The organism is Pantoea sp. R102 (assembly GCF_004916815.1).
GTDB classification, from domain to species: domain Bacteria; phylum Pseudomonadota; class Gammaproteobacteria; order Enterobacterales; family Enterobacteriaceae; genus Pantoea; species Pantoea dispersa.
Genome location: NZ_SDFT01000102.1, coordinates 1 through 15,587, shown reverse-complemented (window position 1 = coordinate 15,587; position 15,587 = coordinate 1). Strand labels below are relative to the sequence as shown.

General features: G+C 57.5%; 16 protein-coding genes. 7 read left to right on the top strand and 9 right to left on the bottom strand.

Annotated features, from left to right (window positions below):
* The 5 genes from ERD80_RS11850 to ERD80_RS11830 all read right to left on the bottom strand — a co-directional run.
* Positions 1–1,468: FAD-dependent oxidoreductase (locus ERD80_RS11850; RefSeq protein ID WP_168926271.1), on the bottom strand; the 1,468-nt coding region annotated here is incomplete at its 3' end.
* A gap of 10 nt (positions 1,469–1,478) precedes the next feature.
* Positions 1,479–2,267 (bottom strand): ABC transporter ATP-binding protein, encoded by a 789-nt coding sequence (locus tag ERD80_RS11845; protein WP_058781374.1) that lies wholly within the window; start codon positions 2,265–2,267, stop codon positions 1,479–1,481.
* 10 nt (positions 2,268–2,277) lie between these two features.
* Positions 2,278–3,150, bottom strand: a complete 873-nt coding sequence (gene ntrB / locus ERD80_RS11840; protein ID WP_021508712.1) for a nitrate ABC transporter permease — start codon at positions 3,148–3,150, stop codon at positions 2,278–2,280.
* On the bottom strand, positions 3,150–4,412 hold the full coding sequence (locus ERD80_RS11835) for a CmpA/NrtA family ABC transporter substrate-binding protein (RefSeq protein WP_104187745.1): 1,263 nt from the start codon (positions 4,410–4,412) through the stop codon (positions 3,150–3,152). Before ERD80_RS11835 ends, ntrB begins: the two co-directional genes overlap by 1 nt.
* A gap of 262 nt (positions 4,413–4,674) precedes the next feature.
* Positions 4,675–5,898 carry a nitrate regulatory protein gene (locus ERD80_RS11830; protein ID WP_021508714.1) on the bottom strand — a complete coding sequence of 408 codons (1,224 nt, stop codon included), beginning with the start codon at positions 5,896–5,898 and terminating at the stop codon, positions 4,675–4,677.
* 291 nt (positions 5,899–6,189) lie between these two features.
* Here ERD80_RS11830 and ERD80_RS11825 point away from each other — a divergent pair, with 291 nt between their 5' ends.
* The 3 genes from ERD80_RS11825 (at position 6,190) to ERD80_RS11815 (ending at position 8,811) form a co-directional block, all read left to right on the top strand.
* Entirely contained in the window at positions 6,190–6,435 is a 246-nt protein-coding gene (locus tag ERD80_RS11825; RefSeq protein WP_010615787.1) for a ParD-like family protein, read from the top strand.
* Positions 6,432–7,217: a type I methionyl aminopeptidase gene (map, locus tag ERD80_RS11820; RefSeq protein WP_136547021.1), complete on the top strand. Its 786-nt coding sequence runs from the start codon at positions 6,432–6,434 to the stop codon at positions 7,215–7,217. Before ERD80_RS11825 ends, map begins: the two co-directional genes overlap by 4 nt.
* 271 nt (positions 7,218–7,488) lie before the next feature.
* Positions 7,489–8,811 (top strand): MFS transporter, encoded by a 1,323-nt coding sequence (locus ERD80_RS11815; RefSeq protein ID WP_136547023.1) that lies wholly within the window; start codon positions 7,489–7,491, stop codon positions 8,809–8,811.
* Between the two features lie 6 nt (positions 8,812–8,817).
* On the opposite strand, the gene ERD80_RS11810 is transcribed toward ERD80_RS11815, so the two are convergent.
* Entirely contained in the window at positions 8,818–9,744 is a 927-nt protein-coding gene (locus ERD80_RS11810) for a LysR family transcriptional regulator (protein ID WP_021508717.1), read from the bottom strand.
* Between the two features lie 137 nt (positions 9,745–9,881).
* Between ERD80_RS11810 and hpxD the strand changes: the two genes are divergently transcribed.
* Together hpxD and ERD80_RS11800 are read left to right on the top strand one after the other, a co-directional pair.
* On the top strand, positions 9,882–10,913 hold the full coding sequence (hpxD, locus tag ERD80_RS11805) for a molybdenum cofactor-independent xanthine hydroxylase subunit HpxD (protein WP_058781371.1): 1,032 nt from the start codon (positions 9,882–9,884) through the stop codon (positions 10,911–10,913).
* Between the two features lie 10 nt (positions 10,914–10,923).
* Complete coding sequence (locus tag ERD80_RS11800; RefSeq protein ID WP_136547019.1) at positions 10,924–11,886, top strand: PDR/VanB family oxidoreductase; 963 nt, start codon at positions 10,924–10,926, stop codon at positions 11,884–11,886.
* An 18-nt stretch (positions 11,887–11,904) separates the two neighbouring features.
* On the opposite strand, the gene ERD80_RS11795 is transcribed toward ERD80_RS11800, so the two are convergent.
* Positions 11,905–12,411 carry a DUF892 family protein gene (locus ERD80_RS11795; protein ID WP_041387188.1) on the bottom strand — a complete coding sequence of 169 codons (507 nt, stop codon included), beginning with the start codon at positions 12,409–12,411 and terminating at the stop codon, positions 11,905–11,907.
* Between the two features lie 491 nt (positions 12,412–12,902).
* Here ERD80_RS11795 and ERD80_RS11790 point away from each other — a divergent pair, with 491 nt between their 5' ends.
* Both ERD80_RS11790 and ERD80_RS11785 read left to right on the top strand, forming a co-directional pair.
* Complete coding sequence (locus ERD80_RS11790) at positions 12,903–13,067, top strand: general stress protein (RefSeq protein WP_010615780.1); 165 nt, start codon at positions 12,903–12,905, stop codon at positions 13,065–13,067.
* A gap of 491 nt (positions 13,068–13,558) precedes the next feature.
* Entirely contained in the window at positions 13,559–13,891 is a 333-nt protein-coding gene (locus ERD80_RS11785; RefSeq protein ID WP_058758661.1) for a four-helix bundle copper-binding protein, read from the top strand.
* 59 nt (positions 13,892–13,950) lie between these two features.
* Here the strand turns inward: ERD80_RS11785 and ERD80_RS11780 are convergent, their stop codons facing one another.
* Complete coding sequence (locus ERD80_RS11780; RefSeq protein ID WP_088517516.1) at positions 13,951–14,724, bottom strand: SDR family oxidoreductase; 774 nt, start codon at positions 14,722–14,724, stop codon at positions 13,951–13,953.
* A gap of 19 nt (positions 14,725–14,743) precedes the next feature.
* A partial coding sequence (locus ERD80_RS11775; RefSeq protein WP_282183363.1) for an acyl-CoA reductase occupies positions 14,744–15,587 on the bottom strand: 844 nt, incomplete at its 5' end.

Below are 15,587 nucleotides of genomic sequence, written 5' to 3'. Positions count from 1 at the left end.
TGCGCTGCTGGCGATCGATCGCCTCTACCCGGCAACCGCTGCGCAGTTCAATTGCGTTCCGGGCAAAAAAATCCTCGCTCACCAGCGACAACTCTGTTGCCGTTTTACCGGTGAAATACTCAGAAAGGTGAACCCGATCGTAAGCCTGATAGCGCTCTTCGCCGTAGACCACAATGTGATAATGCTGATGCAGGTTACGGGCGACCAGCTGCTCCAGAAAATGGTGGCTGACCATGCCGTGACCCACCACGGCTAATACAGGTTTCGTTTGGCTCATCACAGGGTTTCCTGCAGCCAGCGGCTGCGTTTCAGGTTCATCAAGGCCGAACAGCGTATTCACAGAAACCGGTCCGGCATTATGGAGTTGGTTCAGCAGCGCGCCACTTTGCTGGCAGTCGCCATACAGCAGCACGCCGTTCAGTCGGCCGTCTTTGAGGAACAGGCGGCGATAGTGCCCGGCGATCGGGTCAAAACTGGTGACAGACGGGGCTTCGCGAACGTCACCAGCGCTAAACAGGGAAATGCCGCTGACTTTGAGACGGGTGCCCGTGGCCGCGCTGTAGAAATCCCCCTGAGGCCGATCGGCCAGTTGCGCCGCCAGAATCTTTGCCTGGGCCAGACAGGGCGCGAGCAGACCGAAGGTCTCGCCGCTGATTTCACAACATTCGCCTACGGCATAAATTCCGGCGTGCGCAGTGCGCAACTGGCGATCCACCAGAATGCCGCGCTGACAGGGAATACCGGCGGCCTGTGCCACGGCGATCGCCGGCTGGACACCAATGGCCATCACCACCTGCTGCGCCGCCAGCACACGGCCATCGTGGAGGATCACGCTATCCGTGCGGATCGCCGCAAGGCTGGCATTCAGTTCACAGCGAATGCCGCGCGCCCGGAGCTGAGCCAGCAGTAATTCCCCTGCCCTGATATCCAGCTGTCTGTCCAGCAAACGTGACTGACGATGAATCAGCGTGACCTGACGTCCCTGCGCCTGAAGGCCGGCGGCTGCTTCAATACCCAGATAGCCCCCACCGACCACCACTACCGGACCCTGTCCGGCCAGCAAAGTGTCCACATCCTGCAGCGTGCGAAAGGTGCTGACATGCGGCAGGTCGCTGCCTGGAACAGACGGTCTGCAGGGCTGCGATCCGGTCGCCAGTACCAGGCGGTCCCAGTGCAGCAGGCGCTGGTCGGTGCGTAAGGTCCGCTCAGCAATATTCACCTGTTCCACCGTCTCTCCCACCCGCAATGTTATGCCGTGACGGTGATACCAGTCAGGGTCGTGGATCAGCGTTTGCTCAACGGTGGTTTCTCCGGCCAGCAGCGGCGACAACAGCACACGGTTATAGTTGCCGTGCGGCTCACGGCCAATCACAGTGATGTCGTAACGCATCGGCGCCAGCTGCAACAGAGTTTCTACCATGTGCATGCCCGCCATCCCGTTACCCGCAACCAGCAGCCGTTGTCTCATGGTGTCGTCCTTATGCCGCCGAAGTCTGTTTTTCGTAGAGAAAATGCAGCACTTTCTGGCGCAGCTGGTGATAACGCACGTCATCCGCCAGCGCCACGCGTGAACGCGGCCGGACCAGGTCGATCGTCAGGATATCGCCCACCTGCGCCGCCGGACCGTTGGTCATCATCAGTACCCGATCGGACAGCAACACGGCTTCATCCACATCATGGGTAATCAGGACGATGGTGGTGTTCAGCGCCTGCTGGATGCGCATGACGCTGTCCTGCAGATGCGCGCGCGTTAAGGCATCCAGCGCACCGAAGGGTTCGTCGAGCAGCAGCACGCGAGGTTTCATTGCCAGCGCGCGGGCGATACCGACACGCTGCTTCATGCCGCCGGAGATCTCGCCGGGGCGTTTATGCATGGCATGACTCATTTGCACCTGGTTCAGGTTGTGCTCGATCCAGTCACGCATTTCCGCCTTGTTCATCTTGCCTTTAAACACCTGCTCTACCGCCAGCTCAACGTTCTGAAACGCCGTCAGCCAGGGCAACAGCGAGTGGTTTTGAAACACAACGGCGCGCTCAGGGCCGGGGCCGGTGACTTCGCGGTTATCGCATAACAGGACGCCGCTGGTAGGTCGGGTTAAACCGGCGATCAGGTTGAGCAGCGTGGATTTACCACAGCCGGAGTGGCCGATCAGGCTCAGGGTTTCCCCCTGATGAATATCAAAGCTGACATTATCGAGCGCCAGAAAATCGCCGCCGGAAGTGGTAAAACGTTGGCTGACCTGCTGTACACGAATGATAGGTTGCATAGTGTTCCCCTTATTTATCCCAGCTAAAGCGACGCGCCAGCAGCATCAGTCCCTGCTCCAGTAGCAGGCCGACGACGCCAATCAGCAAAATGGCAATCAGGATGTTTTCAACATTGAGGTTGTTCCACTCGTTCCAGATCCAGAAGCCGATCCCCAGGCCTCCCGTCAGCATTTCGGCAGCCACGATCACCAGCCAGGCGATACCAATCGACAGGCGGACCCCGGTCAGCACCGCAGGCAGAACGGCGGGAAACAGGATGCGGCGCAGGATGGTCCATTCCGACAGTTGCAGCACGCGCGCCACATTGAGGTAATCCTGTGGAATGCGCTGTACACCTTCGGCGGTATTAATAATCATCGGCCAGATAGAACAGATAAAAATGGTCCAGCTGGAGGCCGGTTCGGCGCGCTGGAACAGCAGCAGGCCGATAGGCAGCCAGGCCAGCGGGCTGACCGGACGCAGTAGCGCGATAACCGGATTGAACATGCGTGCCACAAAGGCAAAACGCCCCAGCAGAAAGCCTGCGGGAATCCCCACCAGCGCGGCCAGGCCAAAGCCGATAGCGACGCGCTGCAGCGAGGCCAGCACATTCCAGCCGATGCCCTGATCGTTAGGGCCGTTGTTATAGAACGGATCTGCGAACAGGATTTTCGCCGCTTCCCAGGTGGCGTACGGGCCGGGAAAGCCTTTGCTGGAAAGGGCCGCGATCTGCCAGATCAGAAGCAGAAGCATCACACCGCACAGCGCGGGAATGGCACGCTGCAAAAACGGACGCAGGCGCGCAGGCGAGCGCATCTTTTTTGGCGTGACCTGAAGGGGCACCACCGTGGCCCGGGTGGGCAGCGTCTCAGGCTGCGTCAGGGAGCGAGTCTGGCTTTTCATCACGACCTCTCTTTGTGGTTAATGGCAAAGCTGGCGGCGTAAACGGCAGGATTCGTGCCATCCCACACCTTGCCGTCGATCAGGGTGCTGCTGCGCATCTCACTGCCGGGCAACGTGATGTTGCCGACGGCGCTCGCTGCCTGTTTGTAGATATCAATTCGGTTGATCTGCTTTGCGACGCCCAGATAGTCCGGATCCTCGGTCAGCATTCCCCAGCGCTTAAGCTGGGTGAGGAACCACATGCCATCGGACAGATACGGGAAACTGACGCTGCCGTCATGGAAGAAGCGCATCGCATGCGGGTCTTGCCATTTGTGTCCCAGCCCGTTTTCGTACTGGCCGAGCATGCGACCCTGCAGAATCTCAGGTTTGGTGTTGATCCAGGCGCGTCCGGCCAGCACCTGCGCCGTTTCGCGGCGGTTATCATCGGAGGCATCGATCCAGCGTGCCGCCTCCAGGACAGCCGCCGTCAGCGCGCGCGCCGTATTGGGGTTTTCTTTCACCCACGCGGCGCGGGTGCCAAGAATTTTTTCGGGGTGATCGGGCCAAATCTGCTGACTGGTAGCGACGGTAAAACCAATATCATCACTGATGGCGCGCTGATTCCACGGCTCGCCCACACAGAAGCCGCTCATATTGCCAATCTTCATATTCATCACCATCTGCGGCGGCGGCACGACGACAGTGCGCACGTCATCAAATGGATTGATACCGGCATTCGCCAGCCAGTAGTAGAGCCACATCGCGTGGGTACTGGTCGGAAAGGTATGCGCAAAGGTGAGACTGCCTTTGGCCTTGCTGTCGATGGTCTTTTTCAGGCTGGCGGCATCGGTGACTTTTTGCGCTTTAAGCTGGTTCGACAGGGAGATTGCCTGGCCATTGTTATTGAGCGTCATCAGGTTCGCCATCGCATGCTGAGGACCGGCAACGCCCAGTTGCAGGCCATAGATCATGCTGTACAGGACGTGTGCTGCATCGAGCTCACCGGAGATCAGTTTGTCGCGGACGGCTGCCCAACTGGCTTCTTTACTGGGCTGTAGCGTCAGACCATATTTTTTGTCGAAGCCTTTCACCGAGGCCATGACGACCGGCGCACAGTCGGTCAGTGGAATAAATCCCACCCGCACGGTGGCTTTTTCTGGCGCATCGGAACCCGCCGCCCATACGGCGTTGCGCAATCCCGGCAACAGCCACAGCCCGCCAGCGGCGGCGCTGGATAACAGCAGTTGACGTCGAGACAGTGAAACTGGCGATTTGCTCATTTTTTGCCACCCTCAGGAAATAAAAAAAGGCGTCCTCTCCACTGCTTTCACAGGGAGATGGACGCCTTTATCCAAAAGCACTCGCTTTACCGCCGTTGGCAAAGCTAATGCATACACTTAATAGGGTAAAGCAAACTGCATGCCAGCTTTGAAACGGCCCTGCGCGTGGCGATCAGGGCTTTCCCCGGGCTGGTTTTTTAACCGATTTTGCACGTTTTTGACGCAGAATACGCACAAGCATTGTGCAGCTAACGCTTTAGAGTTATCTCTTCATTGTGGCTGCCACCGTGACGATCGCCTGGGCGATTTCCGGTAGCCGTTTATTCTGATCCATCGCGCTTTTACGCAGCCGTTGCCAGGCGTGCTCTTCACTCAGCCCATGCTGCTGCATCAGCCAGGTTTTGGCCTGGTCGAGCAGTTTGCGCTCTTCCAGCGTGGCGCGCAGGGTGGCCAGCTCATTGGCCTGATGCTGTAAACGCTGAGACTGCTCCGTGATCAACGACAGCAGTGAACGACCCAGCTGGGGTGCCAGCCCGTCGCTGTTCAGCGCACCGGACTCGGTGGGCAGCCAGTCCACCCCGGAGACATATAATGTAAAATCGCAGCCCGACTGCGCCACATGCAGAGGTTCAGCTGCCTGATGCTGTGCCAGTGCGATCGCCTCGCGGCAGCGCAACATCAGCGTGGCTGACAGCCGATCCTCCAGCAATTTCATTTGGTCGATGCGCTGTGACAGCAGCGAAAACCAGTGCAGCGCGCCACTGTCGTCCCGCCGACCGTCGGTACAGGCAATGCGTCGCAGTCGTTCAATTTCACGACTGGCCTGCGCCAGCGGCTGCCAGTGGTGTAAAACCGCCTCATCGGCAAACTGCTGGAAGGTCGAAAAGCTTTGTTCCTGTGCTTCAATTAAGGCCACCATGGCGCTGCGCTGCTCCGCGCTGAATTGTCCGGCAGCAAAGCCGGCCGCTCCCAGGGCGCGTTCCTGTCCCGTCAGCTCTTTGCCCTGCATAAAGCTGAACAGCGCAATGAGCGCGCGGGTAATGTCAGGATGGCTGGCGGTGTCGGCGGCCTCAAAAACCAGGTTCAGTAAGCTACGGATAATGGTACTGAACGCCGCAACGGCCTGCGCGTGCGCGATCTGCTGTTGCGTAATCTGCTGGCGCAACGCCGGTAATCCGGCCAGGGCCTGCAGCGCGGCGGCGATCAGGTTGCAGAAGCGGCTGTATCCCGGCTGGGCTTCAACCCTGGGTAAGGCCTGGCAAAAATCCCGTTGGCAGCGCGTCACATCCTGCTCACTGGCGAGCCGTTGCTCGCCGTAAAGCCTGCCTTCTGAACATATCCACAGATTGCTCGCCCCCCGCTCGCGCTGAAGCTGATGCACCAGCTCGCTGACGGTGGTAATGAGTTTGCCGGTCTGGCGAAGGCGTTGCAGGCTGGCAATATCGCTTTGCCTTGAGGCCTGTAACCAACTCAGTGCGTCATCCATTGCTCCCCCACCCTTTGATGCCAAAAAGTGAGTCAAGCAAAAGCCGTGCCGTTTTCGTATCACCTCATTTCTCTTCACGAGAATCGCAGCGGCTGCCCGGTCATAAAAATCTTTCTATGACCAAAAAGTATCCCGGTCCGCGTGGAGACGAGAACGTAGTGGTCTAAACAATGTATTTGATTTTCTGACAAATTTCGCAAATTTACGCACAGCTGAAAATCTGACCTTGCAAATCATGCCGTTGTGGATATGCTATATACATATCATATACGTTTCATATAAAGGCCAGCTATGGGTATCGTCAAAATTTCGGATTTAATGCATGAGAACCTGCGCATCGCCAGCACGGCGCTCAGTCGTTCGATCAACGCGCAGGCGGAGCACTGGATGAAAATCGGCATGCTGGCCGAACTTTATCCGCAGCTCAGCCATCAGGAACTGACACGCCTGCTGATGCGGGTCGAACGTGATGGCGGCGCTGAACTGGCGCAGCTGCTTGACCAACCTTCCTTTATTCCGCAGGGAATCGCGCAATGAGTATTAAACTGCATACCGCTGAAGAAATTGAACGGGCGCGCGCCGCCGGTCACGCCGCCGCCAAAGTCCTGGAGATGATCGCGCCCTGGGTGAAACCCGGCGTTACCACCGATGAACTGGATCGCCGCTGTCATGACTATATTGTCAATGAGCTAAAGGTCATTCCGGCTAACATTGGCTATCAGGGTTACACCCGTACCGTTTGCACCTCGGTTAATCACGTGGTGTGCCACGGGATTCCGGGCGAGAAAAAGCTCAAAGACGGCGACATCGTCAATATCGACGTGGCGGTCATCAAAGACGGCTGGTACGGCGACACCAGCCGCATGTATTTCGTCGGTCAGCCTTCGGTACGCGCTAAGCGCCTGGTTGACGTGACGTATGAATCAATGGTGGCAGGCATTCGGGTGGTGAAACCCGGTGCAACGCTGGGCGATATCGGTGCGGCTATTCAGCAGGTCGCTGAAAAGGCCGGTTTTTCCGTGGTACGCGAGTATTGCGGTCACGGCGTCGGCGAGATCTACCACGGCGATCCGCAAATTTTGCATTACGGCACGCCGGGCCAGGGGCTGGCGCTGCAGGCTGGCATGATTTTTACCATTGAGCCCATGATTAACGCCGGCAAAGCGAGCACCAGCGTGCTGTCTGATGGCTGGACGGTGGTGACCAAAGATCGCTCCCTGTCCGCGCAGTGGGAGCACACTGTCGCCGTCACGGATACCGGCTTCGACCTGCTCACGCCCTGGCCGGAGGGTACCGGTGATTACGCCGCGATCGTTTAACGCCTGCCAATCGTCCAATCTGTGATCTCTATTGTAGTACAATCAAAATAGATTGTACTACACTGCTAACTCATGACGATTTATATCGCTCATGTGCAATATCACTATCGGCATAGTTAATGCTGCCGCGTGGCCGAAATAAAATGATTTTTATTTTCGGCTGTACTTCATTTATTGCTTAGCAAGCGAAACAGATCATTCATGACATCGCTACCCTTGCGCCTGTCTGCCGGCGCGGAGTGGCGTAATGCTGCGTGACGAGGTGGATATGATAAGTTCCGATGTTTCTGGTTCTACGTTGAGTCAATTAAATAAGCGCATCATCCCGTTTATCGTAATCTGTTATTTTGTCGCTAATCTCGATAAAACCAATATCTCTATCGCTGCGCTGCAAATGAATGCCGATCTCGGGCTTACCACCAGCATGTACGGCCTCGGTGTCGGCATGTTCTATATTTCCTACATTCTTTTCGAAATTCCCAGTAATGTCATTATGACCAAAGTCGGCGCCCGGCGCTGGATAGCGCGCATTATGATTACCTGGGGCATTGTCAGTACCGGCATGGCGCTGGTTCATAGCGCCAATCAGTTATATGTAATGCGTTTTTTACTCGGTATGGCCGAAGCCGGTTTTGCGCCGGGTATTATCTATTATATTTCCTGCTGGTTCCCTAAAAGTAACCGCGCACGTGCAATGTCTTTCTTTTATATGGGATCGGTGGGCGCGTCGATTATTGGTCTGCCCATTTCCGGTGCCATTCTCAATATGCATGGCATTGCCGATATCGCAGGCTGGCGCTGGCTTTTCGCGCTGGAAGGCATTCCCGCGGTAGTGCTTGGTTGTCTGGTGCTGTGGCGCTTACCCGATAAGCCCGACGATGCTGTCTGGTTAACTACACCGCAAAAACACTGGCTGCGCCAGCGCCTCGAACAGGACAATCTGGGTGTTACCCTGAATAAGAACCACTCCTGGCTGCAGGCATTAAAAGATCGCACGGTGTTATTGCTCAGTCTGGTATGGTTTTTACAGGCGTTTGGCTCGATCGGTATTACGTTGTTCATGCCGTTGATTATTAAAAGCATGGCCGCTGAGCAGAGTAATTTTATTATCAGCCTGTTATCCGCCCTGCCCTTTGTGATGGCCTGCGTATTTATGTATTTAAACGGACGCCACTCCGATCGCAGCGGTGAACGCGCCTGGCATATGGGCTTGCCATTAATTTTATCGGGCCTGGCACTAACCGGCGCGATTTATTCGGACAGCCTGTTGCTGTCCTATATTTTGCTGGTCTTCACCGTCGGGCTTAACTTTGCCCTGACGCCAATATTCTGGGCAGTGACCACAGAAAAATTAGCTGGCGTAGCTGCTGCGGCATCGATTGCCTTTATCAACACGGTGGCAAATTTTGTCGGACTGGGTTTACCGCCGCTGCTGGGAAAAATGAAAGATGCGACGCAAAGTTATCACTCAGGATTGCTGATTGTGGCGATGGCGCTGATTGCCGGCGGTATTCTCGGTATTATTATCGCCCGTCCATCGGGCGGTGCCGGTGCCAGCAAAACCCGCGCGCCGCATGCCGAAACCGGGCACTGAACGTGATTACGGCCCGCCTGCGGGCCTGACGCTGGCCATCGCCTCGATCACCTCAGTCATACGCTGAATCACCATCTGCGCCGCCCGCGATAGCTGGCGCGACGGCGCAGTACACAGCGCCAGGGTCAGCGGTCGCATCACGCTGTGCCTGAGCGGTACGAAGCAGAGCTGGTTCTCCTGCACCTCGGTCATCACGTCCAGCAGGCTCAGCACGCTGATGCCGGTGCCCTGCGCGATCAGGCTGCGAATCAGGCGGATGTCGTTACAGGCGATAATGTTTTCCGGCGCCAGCCCCTGCTTGCGGTACAGCGCATCGACACGTTCGTGGACCACCAGCGCGGCGCCAGGCACAATGTGTCGCTCATGACTGAGTTCGCTGAGCGACAGCAGAGGCCTCGTGCTAAGCGGATGGTCGGCGGCCATCACCACGCCCATCTCCAGTTCGGCAAACGCCAGCACTTCCAGTCCGCTCTGCCCGGCGGGATCGAGAATCAGGCCAAAATCGATTTCCGACTGGCGAATCATCTGGCTGATGCGGTGGCTGTTGTCCACCGTCAGCTCCAGCCGCAGCCACTGATGCTGGCGTGCGATATCGGCGATGGCGTCTGCCACGCTGCCTTTAGTCAGCGACTGCACCAGCCCGGCCGTTACGTTACCGCGCTTCAGCCCCTGAATATCATCAAAGCGCTGCCGCGTGACGCGAAACTCACGCTGCCAGCGCATCACATCGTCATACAGCAATTCTCCGGCGGTGGTCATGCGCAGCCCTTCCGGCAAACGCTCAAACAGCGGCGTACCAAAACTCTCTTCCGCCTGCAGAATCTGCCGGTTAATGGCAGAAGCGGAAACGTGCAGCTGCTCAGCGGCTTTGCGCAAACTGCCGCTGCGCGCCACTTCGGCAAAATAGACGGCAAAGCGGGAAAACGGGCTCATTGCTCACCTGTACGGTTTTTTGCAACACCTGGCTGCATTCTTGCTGATGGATTTGCACAGGCAAGCATATTAACAATGTCCTGACAAAAATGAAGCCTTCTATTTCGCCTTGTGTGAGCACCTGACAGGACAACAGCATGAATAACATTACGCCTCCCGCACACTGCACGTTTGAACCTGATGACTGGCTGCGTCTGGCGCGACAGTGGCATCCGGTTGCCCGTTCCTGTGATATCGCCGGCGCACCGACCAAAGCGGTGCTGCTTGACGAGCAGCTGGTGCTGTATCGTCTGCAGGGTCAGGTGGTAGCGGCACGCGACGTTTGCCCGCATCGTGGCGTCCCGCTGACGCTGGGTTTTCATGATGAAGAGGGTATTGTCTGCCCTTATCACGGCTTGCGCTTCGGTGCCGGTGGCCGCTGCAATCGCATCCCGTCCAGCCCCGACCAGCCGATTCCGGCCAAACTCAATTTGATCAGTTACGCGGTGGAAGAGCGCTTTGGGTTGATTTGGGTGTGCCTCGCGCCGGATGCTGACCAGCCCGCGCCGCTGCCCACCATGCCGCACTGGGATGATGCTGGTTTTCAACAGATCAACTGTCCCGGTTTTGACGTCAACGGCTTTGCCGGACGCCAGGTGGAAGGTTTTCTGGATGTGGCGCACTTCGCCTGGGTGCACACGGAAACCTTCGCCGATCCCAACAACCAGGTAGTACCTGCCTATAACCCGGTCGAAACCGAGACCGGTTTTGCCGTGGATTACTGGAGCTCAGTGAGTAACTTTGCCGCTGACAGTCCGCAGCAGGCGCCGGAAGGATTTAGCTGGCTGCGTCATTTCGAGATGCATCTGCCGTTTACCGCCACGCTGACCATTCATTTCCCCGGCGAATCGCGCCTGGTGATCATGAATGCCGCGTCGCCGGTGTCGGCGCGCAAAACGCGCATGTTTGCGCCCATCGCGCGTAATTTTGACCTGCACATCCCGGTCGAAGAGGTGCACGCCTTCAATCAGCGCGTATTCGAAGAAGACCGCCTGATGGTGGAAACCCAGCAGCCGGAGCGTTTGCCGCTCGACCTCGCTCTGGAAGCGCATATTCCGGCCGATCGCAGCTCCATTGCTTATCGTCGCGGCCTGAAGCGCATGGGCTTCGGCGAATTTTTCCTGGTGTAAGGAGGCAACGATGAGTGATCTGCTGAATGTGGTGGTGGATGGCCTGTATCGTCAGGGCCGTCACAATCTCAGCGTCACGCTGGTGGCGGAAAATGGCCAGCCGCTGCCGGACTGGCAACCGGGTGCGCACATTGATGTCCACCTGCGTGATGGTCTGATACGTCAGTACTCACTGACCGGACGCTGCGATGACGCGCGCGGCTATCAAATCTGTATTGCCCGCGACGGGCAATCACGCGGGGGCTCGCGCTACGTGCACGACACGCTGCGCCCCGGCCAGACGATTGCGATTTCGCCACCGCGCAACCTGTTTCCTCTGCAACCGGCCGCTAAAGTCATTTTGCTGGCGGCCGGAATTGGCATTACGCCGCTATACGCCATGGCGCTGGCGCTGGAGGCCGCCGCCGTGCCTTTTGTGCTGCATTACTTTGTCCGCCAGCGCGGTGATGAAGCTTTTGCCGCCGAACTGGCGCAGCGTTTTCAGCATGGATTTTGTGAAATCTGGTACAGCAGCGAAGGCCGCAGCGCCCGTGATTATCCACCGGCGGAACTGCTTGATGCTGCCGCCGACACGCATCTGTACCTGTGCGGGCCGGAAGGGTTTATGACGCACATGCAGCAGCAGGCGCTGGCGGGCGGCTGGGATAGCGCCAATATTCACGCTGAAGCGTTCAAACCTGTCGCCCGCACGGCTGGCGCGGAAGAGGGCTTTACCGTGACGCTGGCACGCAGTGGGCAGCAATGTACCATTCCACCTGACAAAACCATTGCCACGGTGCTGCTGGAGCATGGCGTCGACGTTCCGCTCTCCTGCGAGATGGGCATGTGCGGCGCCTGCCTGACGCGGGTCACCGCCGGAGAGATCGATCACCGCGATACCGTGCAGTCTGACAGCGAAAAAAGCGCCCCGGAGCAGTATATCGCCTTGTGCTGCTCGCGCAGCAAATCGGCGGAACTGGTGATTGATCTCTAGGGCGCGCCGCAGGATGACTTAATCCGTGCCGGAAAGCTCAGGTTCCGTGCGCAGCACAATGGCTTCTTCTGCCGCCTGTGGCAGCAGCTGCAGCAGCCTGCTGGCCATCTGGCTTTCCTGCTGCAGGATGCGCCGCACGATCCTGACATCCTCCCCCTCTTCCGCCTGCTCTGCGGCCACCAGCAACGTCGAGTAGGTGGCGATTTTATAGTTACAGAACACGTAGCTGCTGACGGCCACACGGATGCCCTCTTCATCCTGCAGCATGTCGCTGGCGGCCTGACCGACCGCCGACATCCGGCCTAACGACTCCTTCAGCACCGACCAGCTGCTGTCATACTGGCGCAGCAGCGTTTTCACCTGCTGCTGCTGTTCACGACTTTGCTCAAGATACTGCTCAAGGCGCGTCTGCAACGCGGGATGCTCCGTCAGGCGCAACACCGCCGCTTTCAACAAGCTTTCCGCGTGTTTTTCCATAGCATGCGCATCGCGCAGCCAGTCCAGATACACAGATTCCTTCGTCATGTTTCGCTCCAAAGTAAAGTGACACCGGCCAGGCACATCAGCCGCGTTGGATGCTCGTCACTGAGTCGGCAGCACGCTCTTACCTCATCGCTTTCAGGCTGGTTATCTGAAAAATAAGCGAAGCGCTAATTAAGTCCAGGCGAACAACTTAATTAAACGTAGCAAGCAAGCCGGGCTGTGCAAGAAAGGTTTTTAAGAAATGCGACAGCGGTTAATTGTCATAACGTCATCAATTCACATTAGCGCCGCTAAAAGAACGCTTCCCTTTATGAAAGTAAAATGTTAACAATTCCCCCCAAATGATTTGCCGGAATAAATCAGCTGAAATTGACTCATCGTTAAACAACCAACGTGCTGTAAATTATAAGTTAAGATTATTCCTGGCTTGATTATGGTAAAAACATCGCTACATTTATTTTTGCTTCATGCGGGTATGAACTGAGAGGAAAAAAATGAAGGATCCAAAGAAGAAACCTGAAGAGGAAGAAAAAGTGACGCAACGTCGTGGGGGTTCAGGCAACTTCGCAGCCGATAAGGAGCGCGCGGCTGAAGCAGGCCGCAAGGGTGGTCAGGTCAGTGGCGGTAACTTTAAGAACGATCCACAGCGTGCCATTGAAGCCGGCAGGAAGGGAGGAAAGATCAGTCGTCGTAAATAAGACTTTCCCCTCTTAATACTGATTTAACCTCGATAACCTTTGGCACCACACTCTCCTGACATTGAGTTTACGCTTCGCTTAAATGCGTGATAAACCTTGTCAGGAGAGTAATTTTCTCGCTGGAAAACAATTAATCGATCAAATCTTCAGCGATCCGGCAGCATTTACCGCTTCGCTTATAATGCCTCAATTGCATCGTTTATTTACCACGAATTTAAACTATTGCTTATTTAACTAACAAATCCGCAGCGGCCATATTTGTACAAGCCACACAGACTTGTACACTTTTATTTAAGCGGTTTTTATTACCTGCGCTGATATATACACAAGCTTACAATTAGCTAACTCCGCATTATTAAAGGGATAATTGCATCTGCGATGCACCTTACCGGGGTTAATCCGCCGCTATCCACTTGATATCCCCTCTGTTTTAGCTAAATTCTCCCTTCAGGCTCACACACGCGTCGTTTACCCTGACGCTAAGGAAACCCATGAACGCTGAACTCAATGACTGTATCGCGCTGTGCTATCGCTGCGCGACCGCCTGCGACCACTGTGCAGCGGCTTGTCTGCTGGACGCTGACGCCAGTGAGATGAGCGTCTGCATTAGCCTGAATCAGCAGTGCGCGGCGCTGTGTCGCGTAACCGCCCAACTGCTGGCTGCCCAGAGTGAACTGAGCGAGCAGCTCTGTACCATCACGTCGATGGCCTGTCAGCTGGCCGGCTGGGAGTGCCAGAAGCACCAGCATCCGCACTGTCAGACCTGTGCTGAAATTTGCCTGCAGTGCGCAGATAGCTGTATGACGGTGGGCATGGCGGAATAACGGATTGAGGTACCGGGCGGGCGGTGGCAGGTCGCCAGTGCGGCGACTGGCGACCTGGCTTAATGATCCTGCATCACCAAACCGCCATCGACATACAGCGTCTGGCCGGTGACAAATTCGCTCCACGCTGATGCCAGAAACAGCACCGGCCCGGTGATATCCGCAGCGCGCGCCAGTCGTCCGAGCGGCGTTTGCGCCGTCAACGCATGGCGGACCGCTTCTGGCGTATGCTGACTGGCATCGGTGGGATACACCAGTCCCGGCGCCACGCAGTTCACCCGAATGCCCAGCGCCCCCAGCTCAGCCGCCAGCGTCCGGCTAAAGCCCGTCAGCGCGGCTTTTGCGGTGATATAGTCGTGATAAGCCACCGCTGGCCGGGCGATCAAATCACTCACCAGATTGATGATACTGCCGCGCGCGCGGCGGCGCATCAGCGGCAAGGCCGCCTGACACACGTTGTAGCAGGCGTTCACTGCGCCATCAAACTGCGTCTGGTAAGCGGACCAGGACGTCTCCCAGAAGCGCTGGCGCTGGTCCGGATCGAAGCGATAAGGTGCGAAGGCATTGTTCACCACCACATCCAGTCGGCCGGTGGCGGCCTCGATCTGCTGCATCATATCGGCTACCTGTGCGGCACAGGTCACATCGGCGGCAATCGCCAGTGCACCCCCGCCCTGTGCTTCACAGGCCGCCACCACCTGCGCAGCGGCGTCGTGATTACGTAAATAGTTGACCACGACAAACGCGCCTTCGGCGGCAAAGGCCTGGGCAATGGCGGCGCCAATACCGCGGCTGGCGCCGGTCACCAGCACGGTGTAATTGCTGAATTTCATTGCGTTTCTCCACGCCCGCTCAGTCAAGATAGGGCGCATAGTGTTCAGCGGCGGTTTCCGCCGCCTGTTCGATTTCGCACAGGGTAACCAGATCCAGCAGGCTAAAGCGGCCATCGTGATGCCAGCCCGCCTCCGGTGAAGTCATGTTACCCAGCGCCGTGATGCGCGTGACGCCCGCCGCCCCGAGTTGCGCCGCCAGCCGAAACAGCACCTCGGGCGCGGCCGCGAGGCCAACGCTTTGCAGATACGCGCGCTGCGCGGCTACCCAGCTTACCGTCTCCTCCAGCGTATCCACGGCAATCACCTTCAGCGTGCGCCCGAGCGCGCCCGGTTGTAACGGCTCCGGCTTATCGACGTACACCACCGCCCAGGCATCGTGCTCATCACCGTACAGCGTGCGGTCACCGCTCAGCGCACGCATTTCCTCCGCGTTGCGCCACGCGGCCACAGCCTGACTTTCACCCAGCGTCAGCGTCGCGCGCGGATAGCGCTGTGCCAGCGCGGCAAGTTCATGGGCGAGGTAAGCAGCAAACTCCTGCGGCGACACCCGGCCACCGCGCTCAATAAACAGCGCCTGCGGCGAGTAACAGCCGGCCTGGTCATAGCGCATCACATCGTAAGCCACCTGACGCGCCAGCGCCGGACCGCGCCGCACGTCCAGCGCCGAGCGCGCCACCATGCCAAAGCTGATTTTGTGGCCATGCGGCAGAAAGCGCGTGGCTGGCGGCAGACGCCGCTGCATCGCCGTCAGCGCGGCTTCTCCGCCATAAGCCATCACCACGTCTGCCTCGCGGAACCACTGCTGCTCAGTGCGTTCATCACCGCCCTGCCACCATACAACGGCCAGACACTCGCCCAGCTGC